This is a genomic window from Azospirillum sp. A26, assembly GCF_042604635.1.
GTDB classification, from domain to species: Bacteria; Pseudomonadota; Alphaproteobacteria; order Azospirillales; family Azospirillaceae; genus Azospirillum; species Azospirillum palustre.
The window spans coordinates 1,251,280-1,269,702 of record NZ_CP170473.1; the positions used below are offsets into that span (position 1 = coordinate 1,251,280).

14 protein-coding genes are annotated in these 18,423 nt (G+C 69.1%); 1 reads left to right on the plus strand and 13 read right to left on the minus strand.

Going from position 1 to position 18,423, the window contains the following annotated elements; translation table 11 throughout:
• Positions 1–17: 17 nt before the first annotated feature.
• The 12 genes from ABNQ39_RS19610 to ABNQ39_RS19665 form a co-directional block, all read right to left on the minus strand.
• The gene (locus tag ABNQ39_RS19610) at positions 18–6,038 is read right to left on the minus strand and encodes a tetratricopeptide repeat protein (protein WP_376959930.1); all 6,021 of its coding nucleotides are present in this window, start codon (positions 6,036–6,038) and stop codon (positions 18–20) included.
• Entirely contained in the window at positions 6,035–6,481 is a 447-nt protein-coding gene (locus ABNQ39_RS19615) for a flagellar biosynthesis repressor FlbT (RefSeq protein WP_376959931.1), read from the minus strand. Before ABNQ39_RS19615 ends, ABNQ39_RS19610 begins: the two co-directional genes overlap by 4 nt.
• A gap of 142 nt (positions 6,482–6,623) precedes the next feature.
• Positions 6,624–8,486, minus strand: a complete 1,863-nt coding sequence (locus tag ABNQ39_RS19620; RefSeq protein ID WP_376959932.1) for a flagellin — start codon at positions 8,484–8,486, stop codon at positions 6,624–6,626.
• Positions 8,487–8,686: 200 nt separating this feature from the next.
• Complete coding sequence (locus ABNQ39_RS19625; protein ID WP_376959933.1) at positions 8,687–9,745, minus strand: 3-oxoacyl-ACP synthase III family protein; 1,059 nt, start codon at positions 9,743–9,745, stop codon at positions 8,687–8,689.
• A 40-nt stretch (positions 9,746–9,785) separates the two neighbouring features.
• Positions 9,786–10,562, minus strand: coding sequence for an SDR family NAD(P)-dependent oxidoreductase (locus ABNQ39_RS19630; protein ID WP_376959934.1), 777 nt, complete (start codon positions 10,560–10,562; stop codon positions 9,786–9,788).
• Positions 10,559–11,737 carry an AMP-binding protein gene (locus ABNQ39_RS19635; protein ID WP_376959935.1) on the minus strand — a complete coding sequence of 393 codons (1,179 nt, stop codon included), beginning with the start codon at positions 11,735–11,737 and terminating at the stop codon, positions 10,559–10,561. Before ABNQ39_RS19635 ends, ABNQ39_RS19630 begins: the two co-directional genes overlap by 4 nt.
• Positions 11,734–11,982 (minus strand): phosphopantetheine-binding protein, encoded by a 249-nt coding sequence (locus ABNQ39_RS19640; RefSeq protein ID WP_376959936.1) that lies wholly within the window; start codon positions 11,980–11,982, stop codon positions 11,734–11,736. Before ABNQ39_RS19640 ends, ABNQ39_RS19635 begins: the two co-directional genes overlap by 4 nt.
• Positions 11,979–12,746 (minus strand): alpha/beta fold hydrolase, encoded by a 768-nt coding sequence (locus tag ABNQ39_RS19645; protein ID WP_376959937.1) that lies wholly within the window; start codon positions 12,744–12,746, stop codon positions 11,979–11,981. Before ABNQ39_RS19645 ends, ABNQ39_RS19640 begins: the two co-directional genes overlap by 4 nt.
• Before the next feature lie 135 nt (positions 12,747–12,881).
• Positions 12,882–13,115 carry an acyl carrier protein gene (locus ABNQ39_RS19650; protein ID WP_098737721.1) on the minus strand — a complete coding sequence of 78 codons (234 nt, stop codon included), beginning with the start codon at positions 13,113–13,115 and terminating at the stop codon, positions 12,882–12,884.
• A 31-nt stretch (positions 13,116–13,146) separates the two neighbouring features.
• Positions 13,147–13,911 (minus strand): cytidylyltransferase domain-containing protein, encoded by a 765-nt coding sequence (locus ABNQ39_RS19655; protein ID WP_376959938.1) that lies wholly within the window; start codon positions 13,909–13,911, stop codon positions 13,147–13,149.
• On the minus strand, positions 13,904–14,959 hold the full coding sequence (gene pseI / locus ABNQ39_RS19660) for a pseudaminic acid synthase (RefSeq protein WP_376959939.1): 1,056 nt from the start codon (positions 14,957–14,959) through the stop codon (positions 13,904–13,906). The genes ABNQ39_RS19655 and pseI overlap by 8 nt, the downstream gene beginning before the upstream one ends.
• 117 nt (positions 14,960–15,076) lie before the next feature.
• Entirely contained in the window at positions 15,077–16,675 is a 1,599-nt protein-coding gene (locus ABNQ39_RS19665) for a glycosyltransferase (protein WP_376959940.1), read from the minus strand.
• Between the two features lie 180 nt (positions 16,676–16,855).
• On the opposite strand from ABNQ39_RS19665, the gene ABNQ39_RS19670 reads away from it, so the two are divergent.
• Entirely contained in the window at positions 16,856–17,074 is a 219-nt protein-coding gene (locus tag ABNQ39_RS19670) for a hypothetical protein (RefSeq protein WP_376959941.1), read from the plus strand.
• On the opposite strand, the gene ABNQ39_RS19675 is transcribed toward ABNQ39_RS19670, so the two are convergent.
• Positions 17,071–18,366, minus strand: coding sequence for a pentapeptide repeat-containing protein (locus tag ABNQ39_RS19675; protein WP_376959942.1), 1,296 nt, complete (start codon positions 18,364–18,366; stop codon positions 17,071–17,073). The genes ABNQ39_RS19670 and ABNQ39_RS19675 overlap by 4 nt on opposite strands.
• Between the last annotated feature and the right edge of the window lie 57 nt (positions 18,367–18,423).

The following is an 18,423-nucleotide window of genomic DNA, read 5'->3' on the forward strand; positions in this document are numbered from 1 at the left end:
GGTTCCGGAAACAGCCGTCAGCCGCCCGCCCGGCGGAAGCGTTCGAGGTCCGCGGCCACCTTGGGAAGGAGGTCGGCCACCCGTTCGCCGGGACCGGTCCAGAACAGCCGCATCGACGGAAACCAAGGCCGCACACCGGTGCCGAGCGCTGTCCAATCGCCCGTGCGTCCCAGCCGCCAGACCGGCACGCCGAGCGCTCCGGCCAATTCGCCGGTGGAGGTCGCCGGGGCGATCACCAGATCCAGGGCCGACATCAGCGCTGCCGTACCATCGAGATCGTTGCGCAGGTCGAGGTCGGCAAAGTCGTGCGGCGCCCGGCCGAAAGCGTCGCGGGCCGCCGCCAGCTCCGCTCCGCAGTCGCCATATTGCAGGTTGACCGGGATCAGGCCGGGTAAGGTCAGCACCGGCCGCCAATCCTCGATGCGCGTGTAATCGGGCATGCGGTCGGGGTCGAGTTGGCTACTGCGCCAGGCGACGCCGACCCGCAGGCCGTCTCCCAATCCGGACAGACGCCGCCGCCAGATCTCGACCGCCGCCGGGTCGGCGCGCAAGGCCGGTCCCACAGCGGCGCCCAATGCGGCGAAGTCCGGCAGGGTGCCGCCCAATCGGCGCGACAGCGATCCGATGGGGGCATGGGCGTCGATGTCGGACGATGGCTCACCGGGCGGGGCGGGGGCCGGCCGCACCGTTGCCCGGGGAAAGGACCGGGCGAACAGCGGTACGAAGCGGGGATCGCACTCGACAACGACATGGCCGCCGTCATGGTCGGCCCGGGCAATCAGTTCCGGCAAACGCTGTGCGAACATCAGCTCGTCGCCAATGCCCTGTTCGCGCCAGACCAGAAGGCGCTTCCCCGACAGAGGCCCGCCGTCCCAGAGAGGGGCGCCGGGGCGCCGGAATGCCGCCGCCATGTCGCGCGTGTCGAAGCGGCGGTCATAGCCGTTCCAGCCCTGCGCCAGCCGGCCGGCCGTCAGCGCCAGCAACCCGCCATTGAAGGCCGCCGCCGCGTGGCCGGGCTCAACCGCCAGCGCGCGGGCGCACCATGGACCCGCCGCGGTGGGATCCCCCAGTTCGCGCAGCAGCCGGCCACGGTTCGCCATTGCGTCAGTCAGGGCGGGGGCGAGCGCCAGGGCGCGGCGCCCTGCCCGTTCCGCCGCATCCAGCCGGCCGAGGCGGCGCAGCGCCACCGACAGGTTCATCCACCCGGCCTCCAGCCCCGGTGCCCGACGGAGCGCCTGTGCATGCGCCCGCTCCGCCTCGGCCCAGCGGCCCAGCCGGGCGAGGGCGACGCCGAGATTGTCATGCGCCTCCGCCAGATCCGGGTCGATCGCGACCGCCTTCCGGTGGAGGTCGGCCGCGGCGGCGCTCCGCTCCAGCGCGTCGAGTGCATTGCCGAGGTTGGTCAGGGCCGCCGCGCTGTCGGGCTGGACCGCCAGAGCGGTCCGGAAACTCGCCGCCGCCGGCCCCGCCATCCCGAGCGCCAGACGGACATTTCCCAGGCTGATATGCGCCGTCGCATATTCCGGAGCCTCGGCGACCGCAGCGGCGATGCGCCCCTCCCCTCGCGCCGACGCGCCCGTCTGGTGGGCGAGCAGACCCGACAGGTGCAGGGCCACCGGGTCGCGCGGACGGCTTGCCAGCACCCGCTCATAGAGGGGAGCCGCCTCAACCCAGGCACCGTTGCGGTGGGCGTCGACCGCAAGTTCCAGAAGCCTGTCCGGGTCGGGGTCCGGATATGCGGCGTCGGTAGTCCCGGAGTCGCCACCTCCCGCTCCGATCGCTGCCGGACCGGCTGCCCTGCCCCGTGGCGTCGCGCTGGCACGCAACGCATTTGCCATCCGGGCAATCGCGGCCTCAAGTCCTTCGCCAGGGTTCGGCTGGAACAGCCGCATGGTCGGGAACCAGGGGCGGGCGCCGGTGGCAAGCTGCGTCCAGTCGCGGCCGCCGAAGCGCCAGACCGGAACCCCCAGCGCACCAGCCAGTTCTCCCGCCGACATCGCTGGCGAGATCACCAGATCCAGGTTGGCGGTCAGCGCAGCCGCGCCATCGAAATCGTCCTTCAGGTTCAAATCGGCCCAGCGGTGGATGGTCACGCCGAAGCGCTCCTCCGTCGCCCGAATCTCGTCCTCGCAGTCGCCATACTGCAAATTGACGTAGACCAGGCCGGGCACGGCGAACAGCGGTTCCCAATGCTCCAGCATCACATAGGCGGCCTTGCGGTCGGCGGTCATCAGCTGGCTGCGCCAGCCGATGCCGACCCGCAGACCCGGACCCTGGCCCGGCCCCAGCGCCGCCAGCCGCTCCCGCCACCGTTCCACCAGCGCCGGGTCCGGCACCAGCCAGGACGATCGGGCGGGAAAGCGCTTCAGGTCGGCACGCAACAGGCGCGGAAGGCTGCCGGCGGCGATCTGGAGATCGGCGTCGCGCGGGTCGGCACTCTCCGGCCGGACGTCGGCGCCGGGGAAGGATCGCGTGAAAAGCGGCACCAGCCGGCGGTCGCATTCGATCACCAGACGACCGGCGCGCCGCATCGCCTCCTCATAGCAGGAGGCGAACAGGATCTCGTCGCCCACCCCCTGTTCCCGCCACACCAGCAGCCGCCGCCCGGCAATGTTCTCGCCGCGCCACGCCCGCATGGTCAGCCGACGCCGCTGATCCTGGAACTGCGGCGTGGCGAAGCGCCAGTCATGGTCGGCCCAGCCGGTACGCAATGCGCCGGTTTCCAGCAACAGAAGGGAGCGGTTGTATCGCGCCTGCGCGTGCTTGGGGTCGGCCTCGAGCGCCGCATCGAAGGCGGCAAGTGCCTCCTCCTGCCGGCCGTGCCGTTTCAACAGATAGGCAAGGTTGCCGTGCGCATCCGCCAATGACGGTGCAAGCTCGATGGCGGTCCGGTGGCAGGTCTCCGCTTCCGCAATCCGGTCCATCGCTTCCAGGGCATTGCCGCGGTTGGTCCAGGCGACGGCAAGGCCGGGGTCGCAGCGGGTCGCACGGTCCAGCATTCGCGCCGCCTCGTCGAAGCGGAGCAGCTTGTGGAGGGCGCCGCCCAGATTGCTGAGGACATCGGCCGTTCCCGGCGTCAGGCTGACCGCAATGCGATGGATCTTCACCGCTTCCGCGGGGGTGTCGGCCAGTTCGGCAAGATGTCCCAGAGCGGGGGCCAGATCGGGGCGCAGGCGCAATGCGCGGATGATGGCGGACCGGGCGGCCGCCACCTGCCCGGTGCGGCGCAGCAGCGCCGTCCGGTTTACCCAATGGCCGACACCGTCCGGCTGCACGGCGACGCAGGCACGGGAAGCACGGTCGGCGGCTTCGAGCTGGCCCAGCCCCTGTTGGACTTCGCACAGGGCGGCATGGGCGGAGGCGTTGTGCGGATCGGCAGAGGAGGCCTGGGCCAACAGGTCCCGCGCCTCCTCCAGCGAACCGCGCCGCTTGGCCAACACACCGCCCAGATGCAGGGCGACCGAATGGCCGGGCACCCTGTCGAGAAGTTGCCGCACCAGGGACTCCGCCAGCGCAAAGTCGCCGGCGCGGTAGTGGGCGACGGCTTCCGCCATCTTCCGGTCATCGTCGAGACCCGGCCCGGCGGGCGCCATGATGGCCGCTTGCTGGGCTGGCTGCTGCGCCTGCGGCCTACCGGATGCCATGCGCCGCAATTCCTTCGCCATCCGGGCAAGCGCCCCGTCCAGAGCTTCGCCAGGGTTCGGCTGGAACAGGCGCATCGTCGGGAACCAGGGCCGAACCCCGCTGCCCAGCTGGGTCCAGTCGCGGGTACCGAAGCGCCAGACCGGAACCCCCAGCCCTCCGGCCAGTTCGCCTGCCGACATCGCCGGCGAGATCACCAGATCGAGGTTGGCGGTCAGCGCCGCCGCGCCCTCGAAATCGTCCTTCAGATCCAGATCGGCCCAGCGGTGGATGGTCACGCCGAAGCGCTCCTCTGCCGCCCGAATCTCGGCCTCGCAGTCGCCATACTGCAAATTGACGAAGACCAGGCCGGGCACGGCGAACAGCGGTCCCCACTGGTCCAGCATCACATAGGCGGCCGTGCGCTCCGACGTCATCATCTGGCTGCGCCAGCCGATGCCGACCCGCAGGCCCGGTCCTAGCAGCGCCAACCGCTCCCGCCACCGCTCCATCAGCGTCGGGTCCGGCACCAGCCAAGGTGCCTGCCCGTCGAAACCGGGCAGGCTGGTGCGCAGGTGACCCGGCAGATCGCCGGCCGGAACATGGGCATCGACGCCCGGCGGCTGGATGGTTTCACTGCCGACGGCATCGACCGACTCCGCCCTGACCGTCGCCTGGGGGAAGGATCGTGCGAACAAAGGCACCAACCGGCGGTCGCATTCGATCACCACATGCCCGGCCCGCCCGATCAACGACGGGTAGCAGGAGGCGAACATGATCTCGTCGCCGACCCCCTGTTCCCGCCAGACGAGCAGGCGGCGCCCGGCGGGGTTTTCCCCCTGCCACAGCGGGGCGGCGATCCGCCGGTTCACATAGCCCTTCGCCCAGAACCGCCGACGGTACCCGTCCCAGCCGCCGGGCAGATCGCCGCGGGAAAGCCGCAGCATCCCGCGGTTGAGATGCGCGGTGTTGAGCGATGGATTGACCGACAGGGCAAGGTCCATCCAGGGTTCGGCGGCGGTATCGTCCTGATAATATTGCCAGAGCAACATGCCGAGGTTGCCGGCTGCCTCCGCATGCCGGCCATCGATCTCCAGCGCACGCCGATGTGCGGCCTCCGCCTCGCCGATGCGGCCGAGCCTTTGCAGAACCAGACCGTAACCGGTCAGCGCGGTAGGGCTGCCGGCGTCAATCGCCAGGGCTCGCCGGTACATCCGTCCCGCCTGGGAAAGGTCGTCGCGGTCGAGCAGCAGGGCGCCGAGATTGACGAAGGTCTCCACGCTGCGCGGATCGGCCGCCGCGGCGCTGCGATAAAGCCGTTCGGCATGGTGGAGTTCTTGCCGCAGGATATGGATGCCGGCAAGATTGACCAGAGCCTTTCCATAATCGGGACGGAGCCGCAGGGCTCGCCGATACCAGCGCGCCGGTTTTTCGGAATCGGCTTCCAGGTCGTAGCGGCTTTCCAGCGACGTGCCGTGGTTGTTCACCACCATGGCATCGCCGGGACTGAGTGCCACCGCGCGGCTGAGCACCAGGGTCGCCGGGCCCATCTCTCCCAGTTCGAGCAAGGCCACGCCCAGATTGTTGCACGCCCCCTGCATCGCCGGCTCGCGGTCGAGAGCCAGCCGGAACTGCACGGCCGCTTCCCTCAGGCACCGCGCGCCCTGGAGGGCGGTGCCATAGTTGAAGTGCAACTGCGCATTGCCGGGATGCGCCGCGACCGCCGCAGCCAGGACACCGCAGGCCGCCTGATGGTCGCCACTGCTGTTCAGCAGGGCACCCAGCTCCAGCGACAGGTCCTTATCGCCCGGCGCGTCCTGCAGCGCGCGGCGCAGACAGGCCTCCGCATCGGGATGGCCCAGGTTGCGCAAACAGATCGCCAGATGCCGCCATGCGGCGGAGTGGGAAGGGTCGGCCTGCACCACCGCATAGAAGGCGTTGGCTGCCGGAGAGATCTGGCCCAATTCCCGTTGCAGCACGCCGTAATTGAAGCGGGCCGTCAGGTTGTCCGGCCCCATGGTCAGCGCACGGGCGTAGGCCTCCGCCGCCTCATCCCGCCGGCCGAGGCGCTGAAGCACGGTGGCGCGGTTGTTGTAGGCCTCGACATAGCGGTCGTTCTGCCGGATTGCGACCGCATAGGCGGCCAGCGCCTCCTCCAGCATGCCGAGATCGGCCAGGACATTGCCCAGGCTGTTGTAGGCCGTGGCGAAGCCGGGCTGCACCGCCAGCGCGGCCCCCAGATTGGCCAGGGCCTCCGCGGTGCGGCCGGTCTGGTGGGCGACGATCGCCGACAGGTGCAGTGCGTCGGCATGCGCCGGATCATCGGTCAGGATCCGGCGGTAAAGCGCCAGCGCCTCGGCAAGGCGGCCGGCGCGATGCAGCGGTAATGCGGTGTCGAGCAGCTCGGCGACGGTCACGGCGTCCGATCGGTGGTCGATGGGTCTTCGTCGTCGCCGGCGGCGCTGTCGGCCATACCGCCATCCAGCGATCCGCCATCCGCTGTCCTGAACAGCTTGCGGCAGAGCTTGAGCGCCCGATAGTAATTGCGGCTTTCGACCAGACGCGTGATCTCGTCCAGCGTCTTGGAAGCGTCCGGCCGAGCTTCGCGGGTTTCGTCCAATATCGAAGCGAAGCGTTGAAGATTCAGCGTCGAGTCTTCCGGGAAGATGTAGACAAGCTGAATGACGAAATAGAGCTTCTTTTCGATGCAGTCGATCTGCTCTTCCTTCAGAACCTCGCGCCCGCGCAGGAAATTGGCGGTGTTGTAAAGGAAGAACGAACCCGGACGGTCGCCGGCACCGATGACGGCACCGTTGATGATGACCTTCTCGTTGGGACGAAGCACGAACTTGAGTGGCATGAGTTGGGAACCCGGGGCTTGCGGGCCGTTGCCGTCCGGCCTTTGCCGGACCGGTCCGGCCCAAAAAAGAAACGGGCGGCGGCCTGATGCCGCCGCCCGCCGGGCGTGATCCTACCCGAACTCGCCGTTGGAACTCTACGCCTTAGAACAGACGCAGGATCGACTGCTGCGACTGGTTGGCGAGCGAGAGGGCGATGGTGCCGAGCTGCTGGCGGGTCTGCAGCATCAGCAGGCTGGCGCCTTCCTCGTTCTGGTCGGCCAGCGTCAGCTTGCTGGCGCCTTCCGTCAGCACGTCGCTGAACTCCTTGGTGAAGTTTTCGCGGGTCGTGATGATGTTCAGGTTGGTCGACAGCGACTGCGAGGCCGAACGGATCGTCGCCTTCGCGTTGTCGAGGCCGGCCACCGCCTTGTCGATGTCGGCGCGGTCCGTCCAGTTGTTCTGCGCTTCGTCGAGCTTCAGACCCTGACCGCTGGTGGTCAGGTTGACCGCGTTCACCGTGATCGCGTTCGTGTTCGTCTCGTTCAGCTGGACGGTGATGTCGTTCTTGGAGTTGGCGTCGGAAATCTGCTTGGTGACGATGTTGGCCGAGCAGTTGGCTGAAGCCGCCTTCTTGATCGTCTTCGCATCGACATCCATGTGGACAGTGCCGCTGTCGAATGCGAACGCCTGGTCGCCACCGGTCAGCTTGCCGTCACCCTGGTCGTTCGTGGCGTCGCGCGTTACCTGGGCGCCGTTGGAGTTGGTGACCTGGATTTGCAGATCGACCTTCTTCTCGATGGTCGAGATGCCGTTGCCCTGGTTGTTGGCCGCTTCCAGCAGGCGGCGGTCGACCGTGAAGGACACGATGGTGCCCGACGCGAAGCTTTCCGAAATCTTCTTGGTCAGCGCGTTGGTGGCGCTGGAGGTCAGCGTGAAGTCGGTCACCGCGCCGGCCGTGGCTTTGCCGGTGAGGGTGATCGTGCCGGTGTTCGTGACGGAGGCGGTGGCGACGTCCTTGCCGACCAGGCGGCCGGTACCGGTGAGAGCCGTGCTGATCGAGGCCTTCAGCCCGGCGGCCACCTTGGCCGAAGCGTTCTGGCCGACGGCGACGTCGCCCGACGTGGCGGTGTAGCTGAAGGACTGGCCTTCCACCGTGATGGTGAAGATGTCGCCTTCTTCGATGGTTCCACCGATATTCACCGTCGACACCTGGGCCGAACCGGTCTTCGCGGCGGTCTTCAGGGCGGTCGAGGTCGTCTGGGAATTGTCGAAGTAGGAGATCGTGCGGCTCTCGCTGCCGTCCGAAACGATGAAGTCGCGGGAACGCCCGTTGGCGCCGCGCACCTCGATCTGGACGTTCGAGAAGCTGCCCGTCGTGCCGGACATCGTGCCCGACAGCTTCAGGCCGGTCAGGCCGTGCGCGTTCTCCGCGGCGGAGATGTCGGCGGTCTTGCCCTCGATCGAGCCGTCGCCCTTGACGCGGATCGAGTAGGTGTCGGCCGACTGCACGTTGGTGACACGGGCGTTGTCGACGCCGGTCATGCTGTTGACGGCGGCACGGGACGCGCTGGTGCTGTCCATGCTCATGCCGTTGCCGGCGATCAGGTTCTTGCCGCCGTAACCGCTGTCGGCGGCAAGCTTGTCGATCTGGCCACGCAGCGTGTTGAACTGGGAGGCGAGCGACTTGCGGGTGGCGATGGAGGCGGCATCGTTGCCGAGCGCAGCGTAGGCGGCGGTGGTCAGGCCCTTGGCCTGGTCGACCATGGAGTCGATCGAGGTCAGGCCCTTGTCGGCGGCCTGGATGGTGCTGATCGACTGGCCCATCGCGTCCTTCAGCGACGTCAGGTCGCCGGCGCGCTGGTTCAGACCCTTGGCCGAGAAGAAGGCGGTCGGGCCGTCGAGGGCGGTGTTGACCTTGTTGCCCGTCGACAGGATGTTCTGTTTCTTGTTGATCTGCTCCTGCGTGCTTTGCAGCTGCAGGAGGTTGGTCCGCATGGAAGAGGACAGGGTAACGTTGCCGGCCATTTTAGCCACTCCTTTGGAGGATCAATGTCCGGAAGCGCGCTGCTTTCGAGGCGCTTGAACCGGAAGGGGACTAATTCCCCCGCCAAAGGGGTAGGCAAAAAGCGGGCCAGTTCAAATTTGCCGGGTTTCCTTGGTAATCCGTGCCGGTGGGCAGCAAACGGCTCGGCAAATTTTGCCTATCTGTCGGCAAATTCTGCCGGTCAGTCGGCAGGGCTTGCCGGGCCGGCAGATTCTGCCGGGTATTTCCTGCCGGGCAGGACAACCATTTCGCACACCGCCAGCGGCCCGGCGACGAGCGCCGCACTGCCCCAGGACCAGCCGACGCCGAAGCCGGACAGCAGAAGCCGGCGAGGGCCGGCGGTCAGACTATCGGCCAGCGAAGCGGCAAGCGCCAGCGGAATGGAGGCGGAACTGGTGTTGCCGACCTCGCGCAGGGCGACGACGGTGCGGTCGGGCGCGACGCCGAGTTTCTGGCCCAGATGGCGGATCATCTGAGCGTTGGCCTGATGCAGGACGAGGTGGTCGACCATGTCCGTGGTCCAGCCGGCGCCGTCGAGCGCGGCACGCACGCTTCCCGGCACTTCGCGCAGGGTGAAGGCGAAAACCTGGGTCCCGTCCATGAACAGGCGTGCCGGCCGGTCCGGATGGCGCATCGCCCCGCCGTCGGCCGCCAGATAAGGCGCGCCGGCCCCATCGCTGCCGAGATCGAAGGCGATCGGCTCCGCCCTGTCGTCAAGCTCCAGGGCCACCGCGGCGGCCCCATCGCCGAACAGCGGGGCAACCGCCCGGTCCTCCGGGTCGATCAGTCGCGAGGTGGTGTCGCCGACCACCAGCAGCGCCCGCCGTCCGGCCGGCTTCAGCATCCCGCCGGCGACCCACAGCCCATAGACGAAGCCGGAGCAGCCATGGGTGATGTCGAGCACCGCCGCGCCCTTGCGCAGCCCGATCCGGCGGTGCAGCAGAGACGCGGTGCCGGGCAGCGTCTGGTCGTGGGTCTGGGTCACCAGAACCAGCAGGTCGATGCTGTCCGGCTCCCACCCCAACCCGTCGAGCAGGCGGCGGGCGGCGGCCTCGGCAAGGTCGCTGGTGCATTGGCCGGGGGCAACGATCCGCCGCTCCTCGATCCCGGTAGCGGCGGCGACCCTGCGGGCCGCCTCCTCGCCGAAGCGGCGGGCGAGATCCGCAACCGTCTCACGCCCCTCCGGCACGCAGCCGACGATGCCGCGCACGCACACCCCGTCGATCCGGCTGGCGACCATCTCCGCCTCCCCCCGTTTTCCTGCAGCGTCACACGCGGCCTCAGCAGGTGATGCCGCCGTCCACTGTAAGGGTCTGACCCGTGATGAAGCCACCGCCGTCGCTCAGCAGGAAACGGACCAGCGGCACCACGTCCGCCGCGGTGCCCAGCCGGCCCAGCGGCGTGCGGCGCACGATCTGGTCGCGCTGCCCGTCGGACAGGCTGCCCGACATCTCGGTGTCGAGATAACCCGGCGCCACCGAATTGACGGTGATCGCCCGCCGCCCGACCTCGCGGGCCAGTGCCCGGGTCAGCCCGTCCAGCCCGGCCTTCGACGCCGAATAGGCGGCCAGACCGACATAGCCGCGCTGTCCGATGATGGAGGAGATGTTGACGATGCGCCCACCCTGTGCGCCCGCCCCGCGGGCCGCCAGCTTGGCGCGCAGGAAGGCGCGGGCGGCCTGGAGCGCCCCGGTGAGGTTGGTCTGGATCACCGCCTCGGCATCGACCTCCGGAAAGGTCGCCAGCACGCCTTCACGGGCGATGCCGGCATTGTTGACCAGCCCCCACAGCGGCGAATTGCCGCCCCAGGCGACAGCGGCATCGAAGAAGGCGCGGACCTCCGCCCCATCGCCGATCCGGCAGGGGTGCCAGAACAGGTCGGGGCCGGCCAGCCGTTCCAGCGCCTCCGACGGGGCGCGGCTGCAGGTGGAGACCCGGCAGTCGTCGGCCAGCAACGCCTCCACCAGCGCAAGGCCGAGGCCACGGCTGCCACCGGTGACGATGACGTGCCGTTTGGCCTGGGAGCCGTCGTCCACGGTCGGATGGGCAGCGGTCATTGTGGTCCCTTTCGGCTCTTCTTGCCCGCAGCGCTCAGCGGGATGTGGTCGGCGAAGGTCAGGGCGCGCGGGCGGGCGGCGGGGGGCAGATCGGCGGCGGCGGCGCGCAAACCGGCGCGCAACGTTGCCTCGTCCATGCCCGGCGCCGCCACGATGGTGGCGGTCAGCAGATGGCCGGTGATCGGACTCGGCACCGCCATGACCATGGCATCGGCCACCCCGTCGACCGCCAGCAGGCGGCGTTCCACCGCTTCGGCGGAGACCTTCACCCCACCGACATTGACCAGCCCGTCGAGACGGCCGGCGAACAGCACCCGGTCGCCCTGGCCCTCCACCAGATCGCCGGTGGACAGCCAGCCTTCGGCGTCGGTCACTCCGGGGGCGGCGCGCGGGCTGCGCACCTCCAGCACACCGTCGACGATACGGAGCACCAGCCCGTCGGGCGCGTCATCCAACCATGCGGCGGGGAAGCCGGCGCGGCCGTCGGCGACGGCGAACAACGCACCGGCCTCGGTCGAGGCGTAGATATGGCGCAGCCGGGCATGGGGGAACCGTTCCGCCAGCCGGTCGAGCAGCGGCTGGTCGGCGGCCTCGCCCCCCAGCGTCACTGCGGCCAGCGGCAGTTCCGCATCGCCGAGCGCCATCAGGAAGGCACGCCAGAAGCTGGGTGTGCCGCTGACATGGGTCACGGCATGACGGCGCGCCGCCTGCGCCAGGGCTGCGACCGTGCCGCCACCGCCAACGGGCACCGCGACCAGCAGAGCCCCCGCCGCGGCGGCGGTCAGCATCACCTGAAGGCCGGCGAAGGCACCGGGATCGTAGGTCAGCAGCCAGCGCGCCCCGTCCTCCGCCACGCCGCGCAGCCGGCCGCGCAGCCGGGCAAAGTCATGGCGCAGGCGCTTGGGCGTACCGGTGGTGCCGGAACTCTCCAGCGTGACGGTGAAGCCCTGCCCCGGCTGCCAGCCCTCCGGATCCGCCGCGCCACGGGCCAGCAGAAGCCCCTGCCCCGCCGCTTCCGCCGCCGCCAGAGCGGCCAGCACGCGCGACGGCCGGTCGGCCTGCACGGTGCCGCCCGACGGAACCGGCAGTGCCGCGAGATCTGCCCAGACGAAACTGTCCTCCCCTTCGATCAGGCGGAAGGCGGGATGGAGCCAGTCGGGGCGGCGGCCGGTCATGCCAGGACGGTATAGAGCGCCGCCAGTTCGCCGACGGTGGTGAACTGGCGGAAGCCCTCGCGGAAAGGGTCCTGGCCGGTCCGCTGTTCCAGCACCACGAGCAGCGTCGCGAGGTCGAGGGAATCGATGGGCAGATCGCCGTCGAGGAAACGGCTGTCCGCCGTCAGGGGCGGCAGCACCTCCCCCTTGTCGGCGGCGATATGGCCGAGTTCCTCGGCAATCAGGGCGAAGATGCTGTCGGTCATGGTCTGCTCAAACTCAACGGATCGGACGGCCCGGATCGACCGTCGTCGCAACTGTCCAGAAAGCTGCGGATGGCGGCGGTCACCGGGCTGGCGGCCTCGATGTGCGGCAGGTGGCCGGCATTGTCGAACACCCGGTAGAGTGCGGATGGCGGCAGCCAGTCGGCCGGCGGCATCGGGATGATGCGGTCTTCGCGGCCCCACAGCACCTGGATCGGCATCGGATAGACGCTCCAGTCCACCGGCGGTCCGCCACCGGCATGGGCGGCGAAGGACTCCGCGACGATGCGCTCGAATCCGGCGCGGCGGACCGGGTCGGCGCCCTGCGCGTGCAGCACCTCGCCGAAGCGGGGAATCAGCGGCGAGGGGCCGGCGAACAGCCGTTCGGCGCAGGCACGTCCTTCCGCCACATCGGCGGGGGCCATGGCACGCCGCAGGAAGCCGAGGTCGAAAGCCGTGCCCAGGCCGGCGCTCGACAGCAGGGTCAGGCTCGCCACCCGGTCGGGCGCCACCCTCGCCAGCTCGCGCGCGACATAGCCGCCCATCGAATGGCCGACGACATGCACGCGCGGCAGTTCCAGCCCGTCGAGGAATTCGAGCAGCCAGGGCGCGAAGTCGGAAACCAAGCCGCTGCCGACATCGAGCGTCGATCCGCCATGGCCCGGCAGGTCGACGGCGATGGCACGCCGCCGGGCCGATAGGGCCGACAGGTTGAACTGCCAGGTCAGGCGGTCGCCGGCAAAGCCGTGCAGAAGCAGCACGGGCACGCCGCCGCTGCCCACCGAAAGATAAGCGGCAGGGCCGCCGGCGACGGTGGCGACACCGGCGCGCAGACGGCTTCCTTGCGAAACAGGGCCGGCCGAAACGGGGCGGGCTGAAACAGGCCGGGAAACGGGCACCGCTCAGGCCGCGACCGGCGCACCCGCCAGGGCCAGCAGGTCGCCGACCGTCTTGGCCTTGGCCAGCTTCTCGCCTTCGACCACGACGCCGGTCTTTTCGTCCACCAGCGCGATGAAGCTGATGACCGCCAGCGAATCCCAGGCCTCCAGCGATTCCAGGGCCTCGTCGCCGGTCAGCGTGCCGGGATCCAGTTCGAGCATCTCGTCAAGAGCGAGTAGGAATTCGTTGCGATCCATCAGTTTTCTCCTTGGTCGAACCGGCACCGGGTCAGTGCAGCGACTTTTGCCGGACCGAGCGGTTGATGTCCACCCAATCGGGGTGGTCACGAAGAGTTTTGCAACAATCTTGCCAGCCGAAGACGGGGTTGGCCGGCAAGAGTGCCTCCAGCAGGCGGCGCACCAGCTCGTAGTCGGCGGGTTCGTCCACGCACCAGCGCTGACCTTCCAGCTCGGGTTCCAGCGGCAGGTCGGGCACCAGCGCGGTCCCCAGCCGGAAACGGTCGGGGCGGCGGTAGAGATAGGGGGTGACGTGCTCCCGCTCCGCCGGGTCGGTGGCGTCCGCCGCCGCTTCGTCCAGCAGGCGGCGCGGAAAGATCTCGGCGTCCAGGCCGCGCGGATAGCGTGTGCTGTCGATCGACAGATAATCCAGCGGCTGGCCATCCTGGAAGGCGGCGATCAGGCGGCCGACCAGCGCCGGGTCGATCAGCGGACAGTCGGCGGTGACGCGCACCACCAGATCGGCGCCGGCCAGCGCCGCGGCTCCGGCGAAGCGGCCCAGCACATCCTGCTCGTCGCCGCGGAAGACGGTGACGCCAAGTCCCCGCGCACACTCCACCACCGGGTCGTCGCTGGCATTCACCGTCGTCGCCAGCACAACCGCATCGAGGCCGGGCGTGCGGGACAGCCGCTCCAGATGATGGGCCAGCAGCGGACGGCCGGCGGCCGGCATCAGCACCTTGCCCGGCAGCCGGGTCGAGGTCATGCGGGCCTGCGAGATGGCAACGATCCTCTGGCTGCTTGGGGGCTTAGCCATGCGGCCCCTCCCCCGGAGGCGCCAGCATGTCCCAGCCCAGCGGCTCTCCCCGGCGAAGGCGGCGGACGGCGCGGCGGCCCAGCACCTCCGGCAGATGCTTGGGCGCCATCCCGAAGCCTGGGCGGATGGAACGAACGTTGGCGGCGGTCAGCGGCTCCCCCGCCTCCACGTCGGCAACGACATAGAGGGAACGGCGATAGTCGCGACCGCCGGCCTCGCTGGGCTTCACCCCGTAATCGACGCGTCCCATGGCGGCGGTCGCCGTGCGCACGGCGTCGGCCATCGCCTTGAACTCGGCCGGTTCCAGCGAGAAGGCGCTGTCGACACCGCCGTCGGCGCGCGACAGGGTGAAGTGCTTCTCGATCACCGTCGCCCCCATCGCCGCAGCGGCGACCGGCACGGCGATGCCCTGGCTGTGGTCGGACAGGCCGGCCGTGACGCCGCCGAAAGCCTCGGCCAGATGAGTGATTGTCCGGAGGTTGCAGTCCTCCGGCGGGGTGGGATAGCCGCTGACGCAGTGCAGCAGGGCGAGCGGGACATCGCCCGCGGCGGCCACCGCCTCCTCGATCTCGCCCAGCGTGGCAAGGCCGGTGGAGATGATCAGCGGCTTGCCGGACCGTGCGGCGCGGCGGATCAGGGGAAGGTCGATCACCTCGAAGGAGGCGATCTTGAAGGCCGGAGCGTCGAGATCCTCCAGCAGTTCGATGGCGGTCTCGTCGAAGGGAGAGCTGAAGATGGTCAGCCCGAGCGACCGCGCCCGCTCGAACAGGGGGGCATGCCAGTCCCACGGGGTGTGCGCCTCGCGGTAGAGGTCATGCAGGGTGCGTCCGTTCCAGAGCCCACCCTCCAGCTGGAAGCCGGGACCGTCATGGGCGATGGTGATGGTGTCGGCGGTGTAGGTCTGCAGCTTGACCGCGTCGGCCCCCGCCTCCTTCGCCGCATCCACCAGCGCCAGGGCACGGCCGAGGTCGCCATTGTGGTTCCCCGACATCTCCGCGATCAGGTAGGGCGGATGACCCTGCCCAATCGGGCGCCCCGCGATGGACATCGGCGGTCGGCTGGGGAGACGGCCGTTGGCAAGGCCTGGAGCGGCATTCGACACGGGCGGGTTTTCCAATCGGATCGGTCTGACGGACCCAGTCTTTCACGAAATCATGAAGGAAGGTTAATTTCCGGCAGCCGGTCCGCCGCGCAGCAGGGTCCGCGCCTCCTCGCCATAGGCGAGCAGCCGTTCGACGCAGCGGGTGCGGTCGCCGATCTCGACGAAGCGCGCCTTGGCCGCAAGCCTGGCCTCGGCGAGAGCCTCGGCATCGGTGGCGAGCGTCACGGCACGCGCCAGATAGGCATCGCGGTCGGACACGCAGAATGCCGGGCCGGCATTGCTGGCGACATCGCCCGAGCCATAGCTGATCACCGGCACCCCCTCCGCCAGGGCATAGGAGGCGCCGCCGCCACCGCCCTGGCGCGGCGGATTGAGAAAGACGTGGCAGCGGGCGTAGAAGGCGCGGATGTCGGGGACATGGCCGAGACAGCGCATGCGGTCGCGATTGCGCAAGGCGGCAAGGCGGCCCGGCAGGTCCTTCACCTCTCCGGCGAAGACCAGGGCGCTGTCCGGGCAGCGCTCCAGAATCTCGTCGAACAGTTCCAGAGTTTCCGCTCCCACCTCCAGGTCCAGGCGGGTGCCGACCACCGCGAAAAGCACCGTGTCGTCGGGGAAGCCGGTTTCGACGCGCTTGCCGTCGGACGGCGGCGGCGTGAAACCGAAGGTGAAGGGGCGGAAACGGTGGGCGAACGGCGCCCGGTAGAGGGCCGGGATCGAGCGGGTGTGGTCGTGCTCCTCGTATCCCAGCACGATGTGGGCGAGCGAGACGGTGATGCTGGAGGTGGTGGGGATGGCGACCACCGGCCGGGCATCGGCCTCCGCGAACAGGTCGGCGACGATGTTTGACCCGCCGAAGGCGACGACGAGATCCGGATCGTAGCCGTCGATAGCCTCCACGATGAGGCGCAGCTTGTCCTGGCTGAAGACGGGGTCGGTGAAGGAGGCGACCTTCACCTGCCGGCCGAACATCCTCAGCGCATAGACGCCTTCCAGATCGGCGGCGACATCCGCCACCATCGGCGGGATGAAGACATTCTCGACCCTGGCGGGCATGCCGTTGACGTTGATGATGGCGACGTCCAACCCGAAATCGTCCTGCATGCGGGCGGCGAAGTCGAAACAGTCGCGGGTCGGCTGGTGTCCCTGGTTGGTGAACTGGTTGGTCACCACCGCGACGCGGCGGATCGGCCCGTCGCGAAAGGCCGCCCGCGCCGGTGTCAGTCCCCAGAGCCGCGCGATCTGCCGGACCATCGCCGTGTAATAGCGGAACAGGTCGCAGGCGACGAAGGTCGCCATCTTCTCACCGCTGGCGGCTCCGAGGAACAGCTGCCGCGAGATGCACCAGTGGGTGTAGTGCAGCGCCGCCGGATCGGCGCTGTCGCCGCCCAGGATCAGGTAATGAAGGATGCGCTCCAGATGATAGAGATCGCCGGTCAGATGGAACAGCACGGAACGCAGCCGGATCGTGTCGTTCACCGGCACGTCGCGCTCAAGCCGTTCGGCAAGCGCCATCCGGTCGTCGAACTCCATGGTCCGGCGGATCTCGTCGCATAGCGCGTTGAAGCGGTTGAGCTTGCCGGCGTCGATTTGCCGGTCGGTAAGAAAGACCGTCAGAGCGTCGGCGGCCGCGGTCACGCGGTCGGATGGAACCGTTCCCGGCATCGTCTTGACCCTTCCACTCCAAACAGCCTTCCCGTGTGTACCGCCGCCACCGCAAGCCGTGCAAGCAGGCACTGCCTTCGCCAATCCATGGGCGATGTGTGCAACGCGGCAGAAGCCGTTGCGCAAGGCGGCGGATTGCGACACACTCCGAATAACCTTACTTTTAAAATGGGAACTGAAATGGCTGGCTTCGATTCCACCGCCGGTGCCGCCGGCGTCGTGACCGGGCTGATCGAAAAGGCGGCTGCCGAACTGGATGCGATGTCCGATGCCGCGGCTGAGATCGCCCCGGAGGTCGGTGACCTCACCGGCGTGCTGGTGGAGGCGCAGCGGATCGCCGACCGGGCCGCCCTGGACTTGCGCCGGCTGACCCAGAGGCTGTCGCGGACGGCGGCCTAAGTCTTCAGCCCGGCGACGCCGTCGAGGATCACCCCCTCGGTCAGGGCACGGCGTTCCAGCTTGGCGCCGAACAGTTTGGCACCCGTCAGGTCGGTCCTGGCGAGGTCGCAGCCACGCAGGTTGGCGAAGGACAGGTCGGCATTGCCGAGATTGACCGACCGCAGGCAGGCGCCGCTGAGATCGGCGTACCGCAGCTTCGCCCCCGACAGGTCGGCGGGGCGGGACCGCTGCTCGTCGAACACCAGGGGGCGCAGGTTGACGTTGCGCAGGTCGGCGTTGTTCAGCTTGGCGTTCCGCAGGCTGATGCCGCGCAGGTCGCCGTCCGTCAGCTTGGCACCGCGCATGTCGGCACGGTCCAGCACCGCGGCCTGCATCTGCACGCCAGAGAGGTCCAGGCCGTAGAGCGTCGCCCCGGCCGCGCGCAGCATGGTCAGGCACATGTGGGCCAGCGACGGCGCATGGCGCAGGTCGAAACCGGACAGGTCGAGCATCGCGCCCTGCGCCCCGCTCGACCCCACCCAGGTCATATGGTCGGCCAGCAGGTCTTCCAGGGATCGCCCCAGTTCCGCCACCACCCGGCCGACCGGCTTGTCGGTCAGCGCTTCTTCCACGTCGGCGTCGGTGAGGTCGGCCATCACCATGGTGGCGCCGGTCAGCACCGCGCCGCGCAGGCAGGCACCGCGCAGATCGGCGCCGGACAGGTCGGCCCCCTCCAGGTTGGAGCCGGTGAAATTGGCGCCGCGCATGGTTGCCCGCACCAGCTTGCACCCGCGCATCACCGCGTCCGAAAAGTCGGTATGCACCGCCATGATGCCCGACATCCGGGCGTTGGTCAGGTTGGCGCCGGACAGGTCGGCACCGTCGGCTTCCGCCGGGCTGGACTCGATCTGCACCATGTGCAGATGGCCGGAGCGGTCCTTCTCGGCCAGGGAGCCGTCGCGCAGATCCGCCTCGAACAGGTTGGCGCCGACCAGGATGGCGCCACGCAGACAGGCGCCGCGCAGGTCGGCCTTGATCAGGCTGGCGCCGTCGAAATTGGTCTGCCGCAGATCGGCGACGAAGAAGGACGCACAGTCGAGCCGCGCACCGGACAGGTCGGCGCCGCGCAGGCTGGCGCCGACGAAATCGGCATGGGCCAGATCGCGTCCCGATAAATCCAGACCCGACAGATCGCAGAAGGAGAGGTTGGCACGCGCCCCGCCGACACGGGCATTGCGGAACATCTCGTGTTTCCGCACCGCCTGATCGAGCTGCGCCTGATCGAGGCGCTTGAGCGTGCGATTGTGCACCATGGTCCCGTGAACTCCCTTTCCCGGAGCCAGTGTACGGCAAGCCGGCTTCAGAAAGGG

Bases quoted from the DNA above. Each gene is read 5' to 3' on its own strand.
- ABNQ39_RS19615 (WP_376959931.1), bottom strand. From the start codon at position 6,481: ATGCCACTCAAGTTCGTGCTTCGTCCCAACGAGAAGGTCATCATCAAC.
- ABNQ39_RS19620 (WP_376959932.1), bottom strand. From the start codon at position 8,486: ATGGCCGGCAACGTTACCCTGTCCTCTTCCATGCGGACCAACCTCCTG.
- ABNQ39_RS19625 (WP_376959933.1), bottom strand. From the start codon at position 9,745: ATGGTCGCCAGCCGGATCGACGGGGTGTGCGTGCGCGGCATCGTCGGC.
- ABNQ39_RS19630 (WP_376959934.1), bottom strand. From the start codon at position 10,562: ATGACCGCTGCCCATCCGACCGTGGACGACGGCTCCCAGGCCAAACGG.
- ABNQ39_RS19635 (WP_376959935.1), bottom strand. From the start codon at position 11,737: ATGACCGGCCGCCGCCCCGACTGGCTCCATCCCGCCTTCCGCCTGATC.
- ABNQ39_RS19640 (WP_376959936.1), bottom strand. From the start codon at position 11,982: ATGACCGACAGCATCTTCGCCCTGATTGCCGAGGAACTCGGCCATATC.
- ABNQ39_RS19650 (WP_098737721.1), bottom strand. From the start codon at position 13,115: ATGGATCGCAACGAATTCCTACTCGCTCTTGACGAGATGCTCGAACTG.
- ABNQ39_RS19655 (WP_376959938.1), bottom strand. From the start codon at position 13,911: ATGGCTAAGCCCCCAAGCAGCCAGAGGATCGTTGCCATCTCGCAGGCC.
- pseI (WP_376959939.1), bottom strand. From the start codon at position 14,959: ATGTCCATCGCGGGGCGCCCGATTGGGCAGGGTCATCCGCCCTACCTG.
- ABNQ39_RS19665 (WP_376959940.1), bottom strand. From the start codon at position 16,675: ATGCCGGGAACGGTTCCATCCGACCGCGTGACCGCGGCCGCCGACGCT.
- ABNQ39_RS19670 (WP_376959941.1), top strand. From the start codon at position 16,856: ATGGCTGGCTTCGATTCCACCGCCGGTGCCGCCGGCGTCGTGACCGGG.
- ABNQ39_RS19675 (WP_376959942.1), bottom strand. From the start codon at position 18,366: ATGGTGCACAATCGCACGCTCAAGCGCCTCGATCAGGCGCAGCTCGAT.